We start from the raw sequence: 15907 nt of genomic DNA, 5'->3' as shown, positions 1-15907 counted from the left end.
TACGGCCGGGGTGCGGGGCGGCTCACGACCGGTCGCCGACCGGCACGGCCACGGTGCGGGCGCGGCTCAGAGCCTCTCGACGATCGTCACGTTGGCCTGGCCGCCGCCCTCGCACATGGTCTGCAGGCCGTAGCGGGTGCCGGTGCGTTCCAGTTCGTGCAGCAGGGTGGTCATCAGTTTGGCGCCGGTGGCGCCCAGCGGGTGTCCCAGGGCTATCGCGCCGCCGTTGACGTTGACCTTCGCCGGGTCGGCGCCGGTCTCCTTCAGCCAGGCCAGGACGACCGGGGCGAAGGCCTCGTTGATCTCGACGAGGTCGATGTCGTGGATGGACAGGCCGGTCTTCTTCAGGGCGTGGGCGGTGGCCGGGATGGGCGCGGTCAGCATGCGGATCGGGTCCTCGCCGCGCGCGGAGAGGTGGTGCACCCGCGCCCGGGGCCGCAGTCCGTGTTCGCGCACCGCCCGCTCCGAGGCCAGCAGCAGGGCCGCGGCGCCGTCGGAGACCTGGGAGGAGCAGGCCGCGGTGACGGTGCCGCCGTCGATCACCGGTTTCAGCGCGGCCATCTTCTCCGCCGAGGTGTCCCGGCGCGGTCCCTCGTCGACGGCGACGTGACCGTGGGGGGCGATCTCCCGCTCGAAGCGGCCCTCGTCGATGGCCCGCAGGGCGCGCCGGTGGGAGCGCAGCGCGAACTCCTCCTGTTCCTCCCGGTCGATCCCCCACTTCGCGGCGATCATCTCGGCGCCGGCGAACTGGTTCACCGGCCGGTCGCCGTACCGGGCCCGCCAGCCCTCGCTGCCGGCGAAGGGGCCCTGGGTGAAGCCGAGCGGTTCGGCGGCCTGCCGGGTGGCGAAGGCGATGGGGATCTGGGACATGTTCTGCACGCCGCCGGCCACCACCAGGTCCTGGGTGCCGGAGAGCACGGCCTGGGCCGCGAAGTGCACGGCCTGCTGCGAGGAGCCGCACTGCCGGTCCACGGTCACGCCGGGCACCTCCTGGGGCAGTCCGGCCGCGAGCCAGGCGGTGCGGGCGATGTCCCCGGCCTGCGGGCCCACCGCGTCCAGGCAGCCGAAGACGACGTCGTCGACGGCGGCCGGGTCGAGCGCGGCGCGGGCGACGAGCTCCTTGAGCACATGGGCGCCCAGATCGGCCGGGTGCACGCCGCCGAGCCCTCCCCCGCGCCGTCCTACGGGTGTACGGACCGCTTCGACGATGTAGGCCTCGGCCATGGCGACTCCCCAGTGGTTCGCGTTGAGTGACGACGGATCACTTGCTGGGCTGCGTGCTGGGTCAGGGTGCGGTGGCGCTGTGCCGGGCTCGGCTTCCGGCTATGCCCGTACGGCGATCCCGTCGAGGACCATCGACAGGTACTGCCGGGCGATCTCCTCCGGGCTGTGCTGTCCGCCCGGCCGGTACCAGGACGCGGCGACCCAGACCGTGTCGCGGACGAACCGGTAGGTGAGCCGGACGTCGAGGTCGGCGCGGAAGGCCCGGTCGGCGACCCCGCGCTCCAGCGTGGACAGCCACGCCTTCTCGAACTTGCGCTGCGACTCGGCGAGGAACGCGAACCGTTCCTGCGCCACGAGCTGCCGGGACTCCTTCTGGTAGATCGCGACGGCGGCGCGGTGCCGGTCGATCTCCCGGAACGACTCGGTGACCAGGGCCTCCAGGGTCTCCCGGGGGCCCAGTTCCGCGGCCAGGACCGCGTCGTAGCCGCCCCAGAGCTCGTCGAGGAAGGTGCGCAGGATCTCCTCGAGCATCGACTCCTTGGAGTCGAAGTGGTAGTAGAGGCTGCCCGCGAGCATGCCCGCGTGGTCGGCGATCTTGCGCACGGTGGTGGCGTTGTAGCCCTGTTCGGCGAAGACCTCGGCGGCGGTGCTGAGGAGTTCGCCGCGGCGGGCGGGGGCTGCGGTCACCTGGGGCTTCTTCTTGGTCGGCACGGGTCCATTGTGATCGCTGCTCCTAGGGGTGCTGACTGCTGACGGAGACGACCTCTCCGGTGAGGTACGAGGAGTAGCCGGACGCCAGGAACACGATCACGTTGGCCACTTCCCAGGGCTCGGCGTACCGGCCGAAGGCCTCGCGGGCGGTGAGCTGCGCGAGCAGTTCGGGGGTCGTCACCTTGGCCAGATGGGGGTGCATGGCGAGACTCGGCGCGACGGCGTTGACCCTGACGCCGTACTCCGCCGCCTCGACGGCCGCGCACCGGGTGAGGGCCATGACGCCGGCCTTCGCGGCGGCGTAGTGCGCCTGTCCTGCCTGGGCGCGCCAGCCGACGACGGAGGCGTTGTTGACGATCACCCCGCCGCGGCCGGTGTCCCGCATCGCGCGCAGGGCCGCCCGGGTGCAGCGGAACGTGCCGTTCAGCGTCACGTCCAGGACGCGGGACCACTGGGTGTCGGTCATGTCGACGAGGGCGGCGGTGCCGCCGAGTCCGGCGTTGTTGACCACGATGTCCAGGCGTCCGTGCCGGTCCGCGGCGGTGTCGAAGAGGGCGCGCACCTGGGCCTCGTCGGTGACGTCGCAGGGCAGTGCGGTGACCGCGTCGGGGCCGAACTCCGCGGCGAGCGCGGCCTCGTGCTCCTTCAGCCGCCGGGGGTGGGCGTCGCTGATGACGACGTGGGCGCCCTCCTCCAGGAAGCGGCGTGCGGTCGCGCCGCCGATGCCGGTGCCGGCCGCCGCGGTGATGACGGCGCCGCGTCCGCGCAGCAGTCCGTGTCCGGGTTCGTACGCCGGACGGTCGACCGCCGGGCGGTCGGCTGCCGGACCCTCGACGTCTGTCATGGGCCCACGCTAACCTACCAAACACTTGTTAGGGAAGAACGACGGGAGGGACGGCGACCCGTGGACCTCACCCACTCTCCGGCCGACGAGGCCTTCCGCGCCGAGGTCCGCGCCTGGCTCGGCGCGCATGTGCCGCGCACCCCGCTGCCGTCCCTGGAGACCGCGGAGGGCTTCGCGGCGCATCGCGCCTGGGAGGCCGAACTGGCCGCGGACCGCTGGTCGGTGGTCGACTGGCCGGCCCGGTACGGCGGCCGGGACGCGGGGCTGGTCCGCTGGCTGGTGTTCGAGGAGGAGTACTACGCGGCGGGCGCGCCGGGCCGCGTCGGCCAGAACGGCATCGGTCTGCTCGCCCCGACCCTCTTCGAGCACGGCACCGAGGAGCAGCGCGCCCGGGTGCTGCCGCCCATGGCCCGCGGCGAGGTGGTCTGGGCGCAGGCGTGGTCGGAGCCGGAGGCGGGCTCGGACCTGGCGTCGTTGCGCTCGAAGGCCGTACGGGCGGACGGCGGCTGGCTGTTGAGCGGGCAGAAGACGTGGTCGTCGCGGGCCGCGTTCGCGGACCGGGCGTTCGGCCTGTTCCGCAGCGAGCCGGACCTGCCGAGACCCCATCAGGGCCTGACGTGCCTGATGTTCGATCTGCGCGCGCCCGGTGTCACGGTGCGCCCCATCGGGCGGCTGGACGGCAGACCGGCGTTCGCGGAGGTGTTCCTGGACGAGGTGTTCGTCCCGGACGAGGACGTCGTCGGGGAGGCGGGGCAGGGCTGGCGGGTCGCGATGTCGACGGCCGCCGACGAGCGCGGGCTCACCCTGCGCTCCCCGGGCCGTTTCCTCGCCTCCGCCGACCGGCTGCTGGAGCTGTGGCGGGAGCGGGGCTGCCCGGCGCACGCGCGGGCCCGGGTCGCCGACGCGCTGATCGGCGCCCGCGCGCACCAGTTGTACACCTACGCGGCCGCGGCCCGGTTCCTGGACGGCGACCGGATCGGCCCGGAGGCCAGTGTGAACAAGGTCTTCTGGTCGGAGTACGACATCGCGCTGCACGAGACGGCCCTGGACCTGCTGGGTCCCGACGGCGAGGCGGCGGACTCCGACTGGTGCGAGCGCTATGTCTTCTCCCTCGCGGGCCCGATCTACGCGGGCACCAACGAGATCCAGCGCGACATCGTCGCCGAGCGGCTGCTCGGCCTGCCGAAGGGACGCCGCTGATGCGTTTCCTCCTCGACGCCGAGCAGCGGGAGTTCACGCGGTCGCTCGACGCGATGCTGACGGCCGCCGGGCCGCCCGAGGTGGCACGGGCCTGGGGGCGCGGCGAGCCGGCGCGCGGCCGGGCGCTGTGGTCCCGGATCGCGCAGGCGGGGGTGTTCGCGCTGGCGGTACCGGAGGAGTACGCGGGGCTGGGTCCGCGCCCGGTGGAACTCGCGCTCGCCTTCGTGGAGCTGGGCAGGCACGCGGCGCCGGGCCCGTTGGTGGAGACGGTCACGGCCGCGGTGCTGCTGGGCGGGGCGGAGCGGCCGGGTCCGGCGAAGCGCTTCCTGCCGTCACTGGCAGACGGCACCCTGTCGGCGACGCTGGCGGCCGGACCGGACGGCTGTGCGCTGGACGGCGACACGGCGGACCTGCTGCTCGCGCTCACTGCCGAGGGCCTGCGCCTGGCCCCCGGCCACGGGTCGGTGCGCCCGTCCCTGGACCCGGTCCGCCGGCTCACTCCCCTGCTGCCGGGTGGGGAACTGCTCGACCCGGAGCCGCCGTGGGCACGGGCCCTGCTGTGGGCCCGGCTGGCCACCGCCGCGCAGGCCCTCGGGGTCGGCCTGGCGCTGCTGGAGCGGACCGTGGCCCATGTGGGGCGGCGCGTGCAGTTCGGTGTGCCGGTGGGCTCGTTCCAGGCGGTCAAGCACCGGCTGGCCGACGCCAGGATCGCCCTGGAGTTCGCCCGCCCCCTGGTGCTGGGCGCGGCGCTGACGATGGACCCGGCGGACGTGGCCGCGGCGAAGGTGAGCGCCTGCGAGGCGGCGTACGCCACGGCCCGTACGGCGTTGCAGTTGCACGGCGCGATCGGCTACACCGCGGAGTTCGACCTGTCCCTGTGGCTGGCCAGGGCCCGGGTCCTGCTCGCCGCCTGGGGCGGCCCGGACGAGTGCCGGGACGTGGTGCTCAGTGGTGGTGGTCGCCCCCGGTGAGTTCCCGGTGCTCCTCGGGGGTGGGCTTCGGTATGTGTGTCCCGGGCCCGAACATCGCGCGGGCCAGCCGTTCCCGGACCCGTTGGGAGACCGTGACCGGCCGGCGCACCCCGCCCGCGTCGACGCGTGCCCCGATCTCGTAGGGCGGGTTCTGCTCGTGCTGGGTGAGGGTGAACAGCCGTCCCTGCGGGAGGGGTTCGTGGACCTCGACGTACTCGCCGTGCGGCAGTCGCTTGATGGTGCCGGTCTCCCTGCCGTGCAGCACGCTGTCCCGGTCGCGGCGCTGGAGGCCCAGGCAGATCCGCTTGGTGACGATGAAGGTGATGACGGGCAGGACGAAGACGCCGATCCGCACGAACCAGGTGATCGCGTTGATGGACAGGTGCAGATGGGTGGCGACGATGTCGTTGCCGCCGCCGATCAGCAGCACGCCGTACAGGCTGAGCCAGGCCGCGCCCAGGCCGGTGCGCACGGGCATGTTGCGCGGCCGGTCCAGGATGTGGTGCTCGCGCCGGTCGCCGGTGATCCACGCCTCCACGAAGGGGTAGACGCCGAGGGCGAGCAGGATCAGCGGGAAGAGCGAGAACGGGATGAGGACGCCCGGCACCAGGGTGTGTCCCCAGGCGCTGATCTCCCATCCCGGCATCACCCGGATCAGCCCTTCGGAGAAGCCGAGGTACCAGTCGGGCTGGGCGCCGGTGGTGACCAGGTCGGGCCGGTAGGGTCCGAAGGCCCAGACGGGGTTGATGCTGGCGATGCCGCCCATGACGGCCAGCACGCCGAAGGTGAGGAAGAAGAAGCCGCCCGCCTTGGCCATGTAGACCGGCAGGAAGGGCATCCCGACGACCGACTTCTGGTCGCGGCCGGGGCCCGGGTACTGGGTGTGCTTGTGGTAGAAGACCAGGATCAGGTGGGCCACCACCAGGCCGAGCATGATCCCGGGCAGCAGCAGGACATGGACCGGGAACAGCCGGGAGATGATGTCGTGCCCGGGGAACTCGCCGCCGAAGAGGAAGAACGAGATGTACGTCCCCACGACCGGGATGGACAGGATCGCGCCGTCGGCGAAGCGGATGCCGGTGCCGGAGAGCAGGTCGTCGGGGAGCGAGTAGCCGGTCAGGCCGGTGAGGATGCCGAGCATCAACAGGGTCCAGCCGAACAGCCAGTTGACCTCGCGCGGCTTGCGGAAGGCGCCGGTGAAGAACACCCGCATCATGTGCACGAGCATGCCGGTGACGAAGACCAGCGCCGCCCAGTGGTGGATCTGCCGGATCAGCAGCCCGCCGCGCACCTCGAAGCTGATGTCGAGGGTGGACGCGTAGGCCTTGGTCATCAGGACGCCGTTGAGCGGGGCGTACGGGCCGTGGTAGGCGACCTCGGCACCGCTCGGTTCGAAGAACAGGGTGAGGTAGACGCCGGTGAGGATCAGGATCAGGAAGCTGTAGAGGCAGACCTCGCCCAGCATGAAGGACCAGTGGTCCGGGAACACCTTGCGCATGTTGGCCTTGGCCAGCGCGTAGAGGCCGAGCCGTCCGTCGGCCCAGTCGGCGAGTCTCTCGCCCTTGCCGGGTTCGCCCCGGCGGGCCGAACTCACTGTCCCCGTGGCTTCGTTCACCGATCGTGCGCCGTCCATGTGCGGCCTCCCCCTCGGATCAACCTCAGGGTGGCACGGCGGTGCGCCCAAGCCAACAGGCGGGCCGCCGCGGTCGGTTGGCCGCGGTGTGAGACCGCCCACGGCCGTGGGTCCGTACGAGCGGCGGCCGGCCCGAAGGTCAGCGGACGATCCCCGCGGCCCGGGCCGCCACGAGCCACTTGGGGAAGTCGCCCAGCAGCCGGTCGTACAGCTCCGCGTCCGGGACCTTCCGGGGGTCCGCGCCCGCGTGGAAGAAGCCGGCGTTGTCGACCACCCGCTTGTCCGGCACGGCGAGTTCGTCGAGCTTGCGCAGATAGTCGAACTGGCGGCTGTCCGGGTCGCCGAAGCCGACGAACTGCCAGAACAGCGGCAGCTTCGCCGCCTTGCACAGATAGCGTTCGGCGGCGAGCTTGTTGATCGGTCCGCCGTCGGTCTGGAAGACCACCAGGGCGGGCGCGGTGGAGCCGCTGTCGAGGTAGTGGTCGATCACGGCGTCCATCGCCAGGTGGTAACTGGTCCTGCCCATGTGGCCCAGTCCGGCCACGATCCGCTCGATACGCCCCTGGTGGTCGGCGAGCGCGATGTCGGTGACGGCGTCGATGTCCGTGGAGAAGAAGACCACCGGGACCCGGCCGTCGTCGTCGAGGTGCGCGGACAGCCCGAGCACCCGGTCGGCGAGCGCCTGCACGCTGCCGTCCTTGTAGTACGGCTTCATCGAGCCGGAGTGGTCGACGACTAGGTAGACCGCGGCCCGCAGGCCGCCCAGTCCGTGCCGGTCGAGGGACGTCCCGGCCCGTTTGTACAGGTCGACCAGTGCGGGAGCGCTCTGCTGCACCTTGCCGAGACTGATCGCCGACATACGGACCCCCTCCGTTCGAACCGCTCCGTGCGAGGTTACGGCACCGCCGCCCCGGCTCCGTTTCGGCCCACAGCCGTTCGATAGTTTGTTCCCCGCCGTCCCCACCGGCTCGCTGACCTGCCCACCCTTTTTCCGAGGAGCCGACGTGGAGTCCGAGTCCACCGTCACCACCTGCTACCGCCATCCCAAGGTGGAGTCCCACGTCCGCTGCACCCGCTGCGACCGCTACATCTGCCCGAACTGCATGCGGGAGGCCGCCGTCGGCCATCAGTGCGTGGAGTGCGTGAAGGAGGGCGCGCGTTCGGTGCGCCAGGCCCGCACGGCCTTCGGCGGCCGGATCACGGCCGTGCCGCTGGTGACGTACGTCCTGATCGGGCTCAACGTGCTGGCCTACCTGGCCGAGTTGATACGCCCCGAGATCGTGGACCGGTTCGGGATGCTGGGCTCGGGGCTGGTGGACGCGGACGGCGGGCACTGGCTGTGGGAGTACCCGTACCCGCCGGACCTCACCGCGGAGGGGCTCGCGAACGGGGAGTGGTACCGGCTGCTGACCGGCGCCTTCCTCCATATGCCGGTCACCCAGGGCTCGTTCGGCATCCTGCACATCGTGATGAACATGGCGTGCCTGTGGAACCTGGGCCGGACGGTGGAGGGCCAGCTCGGCCGCGTCCGCTATCTCGCCCTGTACCTGCTGTCGGCGCTCGGCAGTTCGGTCCTGGTGCTGCTGATCGCGCCGGACGAGCTCACCGTCGGCGCGTCCGGCGCCGTCTTCGGCCTGGGCGCCGCCTACTACGTCATGGCCCGCCGGCTGGGCGCCGACATGGAGTCCGTCAACCGGTTCATGATCGGCCTGGTGTTGTGGATGGTCCTCTCCGCCGGACTCACCTCCTGGCAGGGGCACCTCGGCGGTCTGCTGACGGGCGCGGTGGTGGCCATGGCCTACGCGTACGTGCCCCGCGACGGGCGGCGCGCGCTGGTGCAGGCCGTGGCGTGCGGGGCGCTGCTGCTCCTGCTGGCGGTGTGCGCCGCCGCGAAGGTCGCGCAGTTCACCGCGATCTGAGCGCGGACATGCGACGGCGCCTGCCCAGTTCCGGTCGGGGAGGCGGGCAGGCGCCGTCTGTGTTCCGTACGCCTTTGTACGGGACGTCTTTTACGGGATCCGTCGGATCCGTCAGACCATGAGCGAGCGGTCCGTCGGACGGATCGGGGCCGGCAGGTCGCTGGCGCCCGTCAGGAAGCGGTCGACGCCCCTGGCCGCCGAACGGCCCTCGGCGATCGCCCACACGATGAGGGACTGGCCGCGGCCGGCGTCACCGGCGACGAACACTCCCGGCACGTTGGTCTGGAAGTCGGCGTCGCGGGCGACGTTGCCGCGCTCGTCGAGCTCCAGGCCGAACTGCTCCACCAGGCCGTTCTCCCGGTCGGTGCCGGTGAAGCCCATCGCCAGCGTCACCAGCTGGGCGGGGATCTTGCGCTCCGTGCCCGGCTTGGAGGTCAGCTTGCCGTCGACGAACTCCACCTCGGTCAGGTGCAGCCACTGGACGTTGCCGTCCTCGTCGCCCTCGAAGTGGGTGGTCGAGACGGAGTAGACGCGCTCGCCGCCCTCCTCGTGCGCGGAGGTGACCTTGTACAGCATGGGGAAGGTCGGCCAGGGCTGGGCCAGCGGGTGCCGCTCGTCGTTCGGGCGGGGCATGATCTCCAGCTGGGTGACGGAGGCCGCGCCCTGGCGGTGGGCGGTGCCCACGCAGTCGGCGCCGGTGTCGCCACCGCCGATGACCACGACGTGCTTGCCCTCGGCGGAGATCGGCGGCGCCACGAAGTCGCCCTCCTGGACCTTGTTGGCCAGGGGCAGGTACTCCATCGCCTGGTGCACGCCCTTGAGGTCACGGCCCGGGACCGGCAGGTCGCGGGCGGTGGTGGCGCCGGCGGCGATGACGACCGCGTCGTACCGCTTCTTCAGGTCGGTCGCCTTGAGGTCGACGCCGATCTCGACACCGGTACGGAAGCGGGTGCCCTCCGCGCGCATCTGCTCGATACGGCGGTTGATGTGCCGCTTCTCCATCTTGAACTCGGGGATGCCGTAGCGCAGCAGGCCGCCGACGCGGTCGGCGCGCTCGTACACGGCGACGGTGTGGCCGGCCCGGGTGAGCTGCTGGGCGGCGGCCAGGCCCGCCGGGCCCGAGCCGATGACCGCGACGGTCTTGCCGGACAGGCGCTCAGGGGCCCGCGCGGCGACGTCACCGGTCTCCCACGCCTTGTCGATGATCGAGACCTCGACGTTCTTGATGGTGACGGCCGGCTGGTTGATGCCGAGCACACACGCCGACTCGCACGGAGCGGGGCACAGGCGGCCCGTGAACTCCGGGAAGTTGTTGGTGGCGTGCAGGCGCTCGGAGGCCGCGGCCCAGTCCTCGCGGTAGGCGTAGTCGTTCCACTCGGGGATCAGGTTCCCCAGCGGACAGCCGTTGTGACAGAACGGGATGCCGCAGTCCATGCAGCGGCCGGCCTGCTTGCTGATGATCGGCAGCAGGGAGCCGGGGACGTAGACCTCGTTCCAGTCCTTCAGGCGCACCTCGACGGGACGGGACTCGGCGACCTCGCGGCCGTGGTTGAGAAAGCCCTTCGGATCAGCCATTGATCGCCGCCTCCATCATCTTCTCGGTGATCTCGGTCTCGGACAGACCGTCTCGCTCGGCGGCGTCCTTGGCGGCGAGCACTGCCTTGTAGGTGCTGGGGATGATCTTGCTGAAGCGGTTCACCGCGGTGTCCCACTCGGCGAGCAGCTTCTCGGCGACCGTGGAGCCGGTCTCCTCCTGGTGGCGGCGCACGACGTCGTGCAGCCACTGGCGGTCGGTGTCGTCGAGCGCCTCGACGGCGCTCGCGCTGGCGACGTTGACGTTGTCGCGGTCGAGGTCGATCACGTAGGCGATGCCGCCGGACATGCCGGCCGCGAAGTTGCGGCCCGTCTCGCCGAGGACCACCGCGTGACCGCCGGTCATGTACTCGCAGCCGTGGTCGCCCACGCCCTCGGAGACCACCAGCGCGCCGGAGTTGCGGACGCAGAACCGCTCGCCGGTGCGACCGCGCAGGAACAGTTCGCCGCCGGTGGCACCGTAGGCGATGGTGTTGCCCGCGATCGTCGAGTACTCGGCGAGGTGGTCGGCGCCCCGGTCCGGGCGGACGATCACACGGCCGCCGGACAGGCCCTTGCCGACGTAGTCGTTGGCGTCGCCCTCCAGGCGCAGCGTGACGCCGCGCGGCAGGAAGGCGCCGAAGGACTGACCCGCCGAGCCGGTGAAGGTGATGTCGATGGTGTCGTCGGGCAGACCCGCGCCACCGAACTTCTTCGTCACCTCGTGGCCGAGCATGGTGCCGACCGTGCGGTTGATGTTGCGGATCGCGACCTGGGCGCGGACCGGCTGGGCGTCGGTCGCGGAGTTCGCGGCCAGCGCGTCGGCGGCCAGCTTGACCAGCTCGTTGTCGAGCGCCTTCGCCAGGCCGTGGTCCTGCTCGACGACCTGGTGGCGCACCGCGCCCTCGGGCAGCTCGGGCACGTGGAAGAGCGGGGCCAGGTCCAGGCCCTGGGCCTTCCAGTGGTCGACGGCACGGGTGACGTCGAGCGTCTCGGCGTGGCCGACGGCCTCCTGGATGGAGCGGAAGCCCAGCTCGGCGAGGATCTCGCGGACCTCTTCGGCGATGAACTTGAAGAAGTTCACGATGTACTCGGCCTTGCCGGCGAACCGGTCGCGCAGCACCGGGTTCTGGGTGGCGATGCCGACCGGGCAGGTGTCCAGGTGGCAGACGCGCATCATGACGCAGCCGGAGACGACGAGCGGCGCGGTCGCGAAACCGAACTCCTCGGCGCCCAGCAGCGCGGCGATGACGACGTCGCGGCCGGTCTTGAGCTGGCCGTCGGTCTGCACGACGATCCGGTCGCGCAGGCCGTTGAGCAGCAGGGTCTGCTGGGTCTCGGCGAGGCCGAGCTCCCAGGGGCCGCCCGCGTGCTTGAGCGAGGTCAGCGGGGAGGCGCCGGTGCCGCCGTCGTGGCCGGAGATGAGGACGACGTCCGCGTGTGCCTTGGAGACACCCGCGGCGACCGTGCCGACGCCGACCTCCGAGACCAGCTTCACGTGGATCCGCGCCTGCGGATTCGCGTTCTTCAGGTCGTGGATGAGCTGCGCCAGGTCCTCGATGGAGTAGATGTCGTGGTGCGGCGGCGGGGAGATCAGGCCGACACCGGGGGTGCTGTGCCGGGTCTTGGCCACCCACGGGTAGACCTTGTGGCCGGGCAGCTGGCCGCCCTCGCCGGGCTTGGCGCCCTGGGCCATCTTGATCTGGATGTCGTCGGCGTTGACCAGGTACTCGGAGGTGACGCCGAAGCGGCCGGAGGCGACCTGCTTGATCGACGAGCGGCGCGCCGGGTCGTACAGGCGGTCCGGGTCCTCGCCGCCCTCACCGGTGTTGGACTTGCCGCCCAGCTGGTTCATGGCGATGGCGAGGGTCTCGTGCGCCTCCTTGGAGATGGAGCCGTACGACATGGCGCCGGTGGAGAAGCGCTTGACGATCTCGGAGACCGGCTCGACCTCGTCGACGGGGATCGACGGGCGGTCCGAGGTGAAGCCGAACAGGCCGCGCAGCGTCATCAGCCGCTCGGACTGCTCGTTCACGCGGTCCGTGTACTTCTTGAAGATGTCGTAGCGCGCGGTGCGCGTGGAGTGCTGGAGGCGGAAGACCGTCTCCGGGTCGAACAGGTGCGGTTCGCCCTCGCGCCGCCACTGGTACTCGCCGCCGATCTCCAGGGCGCGGTGGGCGGGCGCGATGCCGCTGGCCGGGTAGGCCTTGGCGTGGCGGGCGGCGACCTCCTTGGCGACGACGTCGATGCCGACGCCGCCGATCTTGGTGGCGGTGCCGTTGAAGTACTTCTCCACGAAGGCGCTGTCGAGACCGACGGCCTCGAAGACCTGGGCGCCGCGGTAGGAGGCGACGGTGGAGATGCCCATCTTGGACATGACCTTCAGGACGCCCTTGCCGAGCGCGTAGATCAGGTTGCGGATGGCCTGCTCGGGCTCGATGTCCGACAGGAAGGTGCCCGCGCGGACGAGGTCCTCGACGGACTCCATCGCCAGGTAGGGGTTGACCGCGGCGGCGCCGAAGCCGATGAGCAGGGCGACGTGGTGGACCTCGCGGACGTCGCCGGCCTCGACCAGCAGGCCCACGCGGGTGCGCTGCTTGGTGCGGATGAGGTGGTGGTGGACGGCCGCGGTGAGCAGCAGCGACGGGATCGGCGCGTGCTCGGCGTCGGAGTGCCGGTCGGACAGGACGATCAGGCCGGCGCCGTTCTCGATGGCGGCGTCGGTCTCGGCGCAGATCTCGTCGATGCGCGCGGCGAGGGCGTCGCCGCCGCCGGAGACCCGGTACAGGCCGGACAGCGTCGCGGCCTTGAAGCCGGGCAGGTCGCCGTCGGCGTTGATGTGGATGAGCTTGGCCAGCTCGTCGTTGTCGATGACCGGGAAGGGCAGCAGGACGCTGCGGCAGGACGCGGCGACCGGGTCGAGCAGGTTGCCGGAGGGGCCGAGGGAGGAGCGCAGCGAGGTGACGAGCTCCTCGCGGATGGCGTCCAGCGGCGGGTTGGTGACCTGCGCGAACAGCTGGGTGAAGTAGTCGAAGAGCAGGCGCGGGCGCTCGCTCAGCGCGGCGATCGGCGAGTCGGTGCCCATCGAGCCGATCGGCTCGGCGCCGGCCTTGGCCATGGGCGCGAGGATGACGCGCAGCTCTTCCTCGGTGTAGCCGAAGGTCTGCTGGCGGCGGGTGACCGAGGCGTGGGTGTGGACGATGTGCTCGCGCTCGGGCAGGTCGCCCAGCTCGATCTCACCGGCCTCCAGCCACTCGGCGTACGGCTGCTCGGCGGCGAGGGCGGCCTTGATCTCGTCGTCCTCGATGATGCGGTGCTCGACGGTGTCGACGAGGAACATCTTGCCGGGCTGGAGGCGGCCCTTGCGGACGACCTTCGCGGGGTCGATGTCGAGGACGCCGACCTCGGAGCCGAGGACGACGAGGCCGTCGTCGGTGACCCAGTAGCGGCCGGGGCGCAGACCGTTGCGGTCGAGCACGGCGCCGACCTGGGTGCCGTCGGTGAAGGTGACGCAGGCCGGGCCGTCCCAGGGCTCCATCATCGTGGAGTGGAACTGGTAGAAGGCACGCCGGGCCGGGTCCATGGAGTCGTGGTTCTCCCACGCCTCCGGGATCATCATCAGCACGGAGTGCGGCAGCGAACGGCCGCCGAGGTGCAGCAGTTCGAGGACCTCGTCGAAGGACGCGGAGTCGGAGGCGTCCGGGGTGCACACCGGGAAGATCCGGTCGAGCTCGCGGTCGCCGAACAGGTCGGAGACGAGCTGCGACTCGCGGGCCTGCATCCAGTTGCGGTTGCCCTTGACGGTGTTGATCTCACCGTTGTGCGCGACGAAGCGGTACGGGTGCGCCAGCGGCCACGAGGGGAAGGTGTTCGTGGAGAAGCGCGAGTGGACGAGCGCGATCGCGGAGGCGAAGCGGCGGTCGGACAGGTCCGGGAAGAAGGGCTCCAGCTGACCGGTGGTCAGCATGCCCTTGTAGACGATCGTGCGGGCGGAGAGGGAGGGGAAGTAGACCCCGGCCTCGCGCTCGGCGCGCTTGCGCAGCACGAAGGCCGTGCGGTCGAGCTCGATGCCCTTCCGGTCGTCCCCGCCGGAGACGAAGATCTGCCGGAAGGCGGGCATCGTCGAGCGGGCGGTGGCGCCCAGCAGCGCGGGGGCGACGGGGACCTCGCGCCAGCCGAGGACCGTGAGGCCCTCCTCGGCGGCGATCGTCTCGATCTGCGCGACGACGTCGTCGGTGCCGTCCTCGGGGAGGAAGGCGATGCCGACGGCGTATCCGCCGGCCTCGGGGAGCTCGAAGCCGGCCACCTCGCGGAAGAAGGCGTCCGGGACCTGCGAGAGGATGCCCGCGCCGTCGCCGGAGTCGGGCTCGGAGCCGGTGGCGCCTCGGTGTTCGAGGTTGCGCAGCACCGTGAGGGCCTGCTCGACCAGCGCATGGCTCGCCTCGCCGGTGAGGGTGGCCACGAAACCGACGCCACAGGCGTCCTTTTCGTTGCGGGGGTCGTACATACCCTGCGCAGCAGGGCGAGCATCCATGAAAGACCAGTTCTGGCCATTCGTGGAATGCTGGGACGGCTGGCGCGGCGTACGCATCGGCTCTCCCGTCGTCGTCAAGTGGCATGTGAGGGTGCCGAGGGACGACGTTGGCCCTCTGCTGAGTGTGTGCGAAATTTCGTGCAGGTTACATGATGGAGCGATTCCCGGGAACCGGATACTCCGTTCCAACATGCGGACGCCACGGTGTCGCGGCGGGGTACGCGCACGGTGGCGAGAAGTATGTGGTGACCGAGCGGAACACTTCGATGTCCGTCGGCCCAAAAGGGGGTGGAGGGAACGTCTTCGCCCACTCCACCTGCACGCCGCGAGCCTCGTTGCTCGAGCGCTTACGGCTCATGCCCAGTGGTTAAGCATTCGAAACCAGCGAGTAACGGTTACTTATGCGTCCCACCGCATAAGTTCCATCCTGACTATCCTACGGCCGTTCCGAACAGACTGCCGAGGGCGTACGTCACACCGGCCGCCGCGCCGCCCAGCGCGAGCTGCCGCAGACCGCTGTACCACCAGGACCGCGCCGTCACCCTGGCCACCACGGCGCCGCAGCCGAAGAGCCCGAGCAGGGCGAGCAGCACCGCCGGCCAGAGCACGGTGGCGCCGAGCAGGTACGGCAGGAGCGGCAGCAGGGCGCCCAGCGCGAAGGAGCCGAAGCTCGACACCGCGGCGACCAGCGGCGAGGGCAGATCGCCCGGGTCGACGCCCAGCTCCTCGCGGGCGTGTATCTCCAGCGCCTGCTCGGGGTCGCGCGAGAGCTGCCGTGCCACCTCCCGGGCCAGTCCGGGCTCGACGCCCCGCGCCTCGTAGAGCGCCGCGAGCTCGGCCTCCTCGTCCTGCGGGTGCTTTTTCAACTCCCGCCGCTCCACGTCCAGTTCGGCCTCGACGAGTTCACGCTGCGAGGCGACGGAGGTGTATTCCCCCGCCGCCATGGAGAAGGCACCGGCGGCGAGCCCCGCGAGCCCGGTCAGCACGATGGTGTCCTGGCCGACGGCCCCGCCCGCGACACCGGTCATCAGCGCCAGGTTCGAGACCAGGCCGTCCATCGCGCCGAACACGGCGGGGCGCAGCCAGCCGCCGTTCACATCGCGGTGCGTGTGGTTGTCGCGGTGCGCCTCGTGCAGCGTCGCCTCGGTGTCGATGATCGCCATGAAGGTCCCCCAGGAAGCTTAGGCAAAGCTAACTTTAGATTGAATCTACTTTTCGACAACACCGACACTACGCCGTGAAATTCCCCGCCACCAGCAAGGGAAGGCTGGGCTAACCTGCGGTTTTACCGTCGTACGC

At 71.1% G+C, this 15907-nt stretch carries 11 protein-coding genes; 3 read left to right on the top strand and 8 right to left on the bottom strand.

Annotated elements, in window-relative coordinates; genetic code table 11:
* Positions 1–66 precede the first annotated feature (66 nt).
* The 3 genes from ACZ60B_RS08450 to ACZ60B_RS08440 all read right to left on the bottom strand — a co-directional run bounded on the left by ACZ60B_RS08450 (position 67) and on the right by ACZ60B_RS08440 (position 2779).
* Positions 67–1224, bottom strand: a complete 1158-nt coding sequence (locus ACZ60B_RS08450; protein ID WP_469385249.1) for an acetyl-CoA C-acetyltransferase — start codon at positions 1222–1224, stop codon at positions 67–69.
* A gap of 99 nt (positions 1225–1323) precedes the next feature.
* A complete protein-coding gene (locus ACZ60B_RS08445; RefSeq protein WP_469385248.1) occupies positions 1324–1935 on the bottom strand; it encodes a TetR/AcrR family transcriptional regulator in 612 nt (203 codons plus the stop codon).
* Positions 1936–1957: 22 nt separating this feature from the next.
* Positions 1958–2779, bottom strand: a complete 822-nt coding sequence (locus ACZ60B_RS08440) for an SDR family oxidoreductase (RefSeq protein ID WP_469385247.1) — start codon at positions 2777–2779, stop codon at positions 1958–1960.
* A gap of 60 nt (positions 2780–2839) precedes the next feature.
* Between ACZ60B_RS08440 and ACZ60B_RS08435 the strand changes: the two genes are divergently transcribed.
* On the top strand, positions 2840–3979 hold the full coding sequence (locus tag ACZ60B_RS08435) for an acyl-CoA dehydrogenase family protein (RefSeq protein ID WP_469385246.1): 1140 nt from the start codon (positions 2840–2842) through the stop codon (positions 3977–3979).
* A complete protein-coding gene (locus ACZ60B_RS08430; protein ID WP_469385245.1) occupies positions 3979–4950 on the top strand; it encodes an acyl-CoA dehydrogenase family protein in 972 nt (323 codons plus the stop codon). Before ACZ60B_RS08435 ends, ACZ60B_RS08430 begins: the two co-directional genes overlap by 1 nt.
* On the opposite strand, the gene qcrB is transcribed toward ACZ60B_RS08430, so the two are convergent.
* On the bottom strand, positions 4925–6583 hold the full coding sequence (gene qcrB / locus ACZ60B_RS08425) for a cytochrome bc1 complex cytochrome b subunit (RefSeq protein ID WP_469385244.1): 1659 nt from the start codon (positions 6581–6583) through the stop codon (positions 4925–4927). The genes ACZ60B_RS08430 and qcrB overlap by 26 nt on opposite strands.
* Before the next feature lie 139 nt (positions 6584–6722).
* Entirely contained in the window at positions 6723–7442 is a 720-nt protein-coding gene (locus ACZ60B_RS08420; protein ID WP_469385243.1) for a vWA domain-containing protein, read from the bottom strand.
* Positions 7443–7587: 145 nt separating this feature from the next.
* Here ACZ60B_RS08420 and ACZ60B_RS08415 point away from each other — a divergent pair, with 145 nt between their 5' ends.
* Positions 7588–8502 carry a rhomboid family intramembrane serine protease gene (locus ACZ60B_RS08415; RefSeq protein ID WP_469385242.1) on the top strand — a complete coding sequence of 305 codons (915 nt, stop codon included), beginning with the start codon at positions 7588–7590 and terminating at the stop codon, positions 8500–8502.
* A 111-nt stretch (positions 8503–8613) separates the two neighbouring features.
* On the opposite strand, the gene ACZ60B_RS08410 is transcribed toward ACZ60B_RS08415, so the two are convergent.
* The 3 genes from ACZ60B_RS08410 to ACZ60B_RS08400 all read right to left on the bottom strand — a co-directional run bounded on the left by ACZ60B_RS08410 (position 8614) and on the right by ACZ60B_RS08400 (position 15771).
* On the bottom strand, positions 8614–10077 hold the full coding sequence (locus ACZ60B_RS08410; RefSeq protein WP_469385241.1) for a glutamate synthase subunit beta: 1464 nt from the start codon (positions 10075–10077) through the stop codon (positions 8614–8616).
* Positions 10070–14665 carry a glutamate synthase large subunit gene (gene gltB / locus ACZ60B_RS08405; protein ID WP_469385240.1) on the bottom strand — a complete coding sequence of 1532 codons (4596 nt, stop codon included), beginning with the start codon at positions 14663–14665 and terminating at the stop codon, positions 10070–10072. Before gltB ends, ACZ60B_RS08410 begins: the two co-directional genes overlap by 8 nt.
* 374 nt (positions 14666–15039) lie before the next feature.
* Entirely contained in the window at positions 15040–15771 is a 732-nt protein-coding gene (locus ACZ60B_RS08400; protein ID WP_469385239.1) for a VIT1/CCC1 transporter family protein, read from the bottom strand.
* Positions 15772–15907: the final 136 nt, after the last annotated feature.

It is taken from the genome of Streptomyces sp. NPDC104096, assembly GCF_055584385.1.
The sequence above is the reverse complement of the archived record's forward strand: the minus strand, read 5'-3'. Positions and strand labels throughout refer to the sequence as shown.

What these genes read in the sequence shown, in the direction of transcription:
- ACZ60B_RS08430 (WP_469385245.1), top strand. Translation starts at nt 3,979, where the DNA reads ATGCGTTTCCTCCTCGACGCCGAGCAGCGGGAGTTCACGCGGTCGCTC.
- gltB (WP_469385240.1), bottom strand. Translation starts at nt 14,665, where the DNA reads ATGCGTACGCCGCGCCAGCCGTCCCAGCATTCCACGAATGGCCAGAAC.
- ACZ60B_RS08450 (WP_469385249.1), bottom strand. Translation starts at nt 1,224, where the DNA reads ATGGCCGAGGCCTACATCGTCGAAGCGGTCCGTACACCCGTAGGACGG.
- ACZ60B_RS08410 (WP_469385241.1), bottom strand. Translation starts at nt 10,077, where the DNA reads ATGGCTGATCCGAAGGGCTTTCTCAACCACGGCCGCGAGGTCGCCGAG.
- qcrB (WP_469385244.1), bottom strand. Translation starts at nt 6,583, where the DNA reads ATGGACGGCGCACGATCGGTGAACGAAGCCACGGGGACAGTGAGTTCG.
- ACZ60B_RS08420 (WP_469385243.1), bottom strand. Translation starts at nt 7,442, where the DNA reads ATGTCGGCGATCAGTCTCGGCAAGGTGCAGCAGAGCGCTCCCGCACTG.
- ACZ60B_RS08400 (WP_469385239.1), bottom strand. Translation starts at nt 15,771, where the DNA reads ATGGCGATCATCGACACCGAGGCGACGCTGCACGAGGCGCACCGCGAC.
- ACZ60B_RS08440 (WP_469385247.1), bottom strand. Translation starts at nt 2,779, where the DNA reads ATGACAGACGTCGAGGGTCCGGCAGCCGACCGCCCGGCGGTCGACCGT.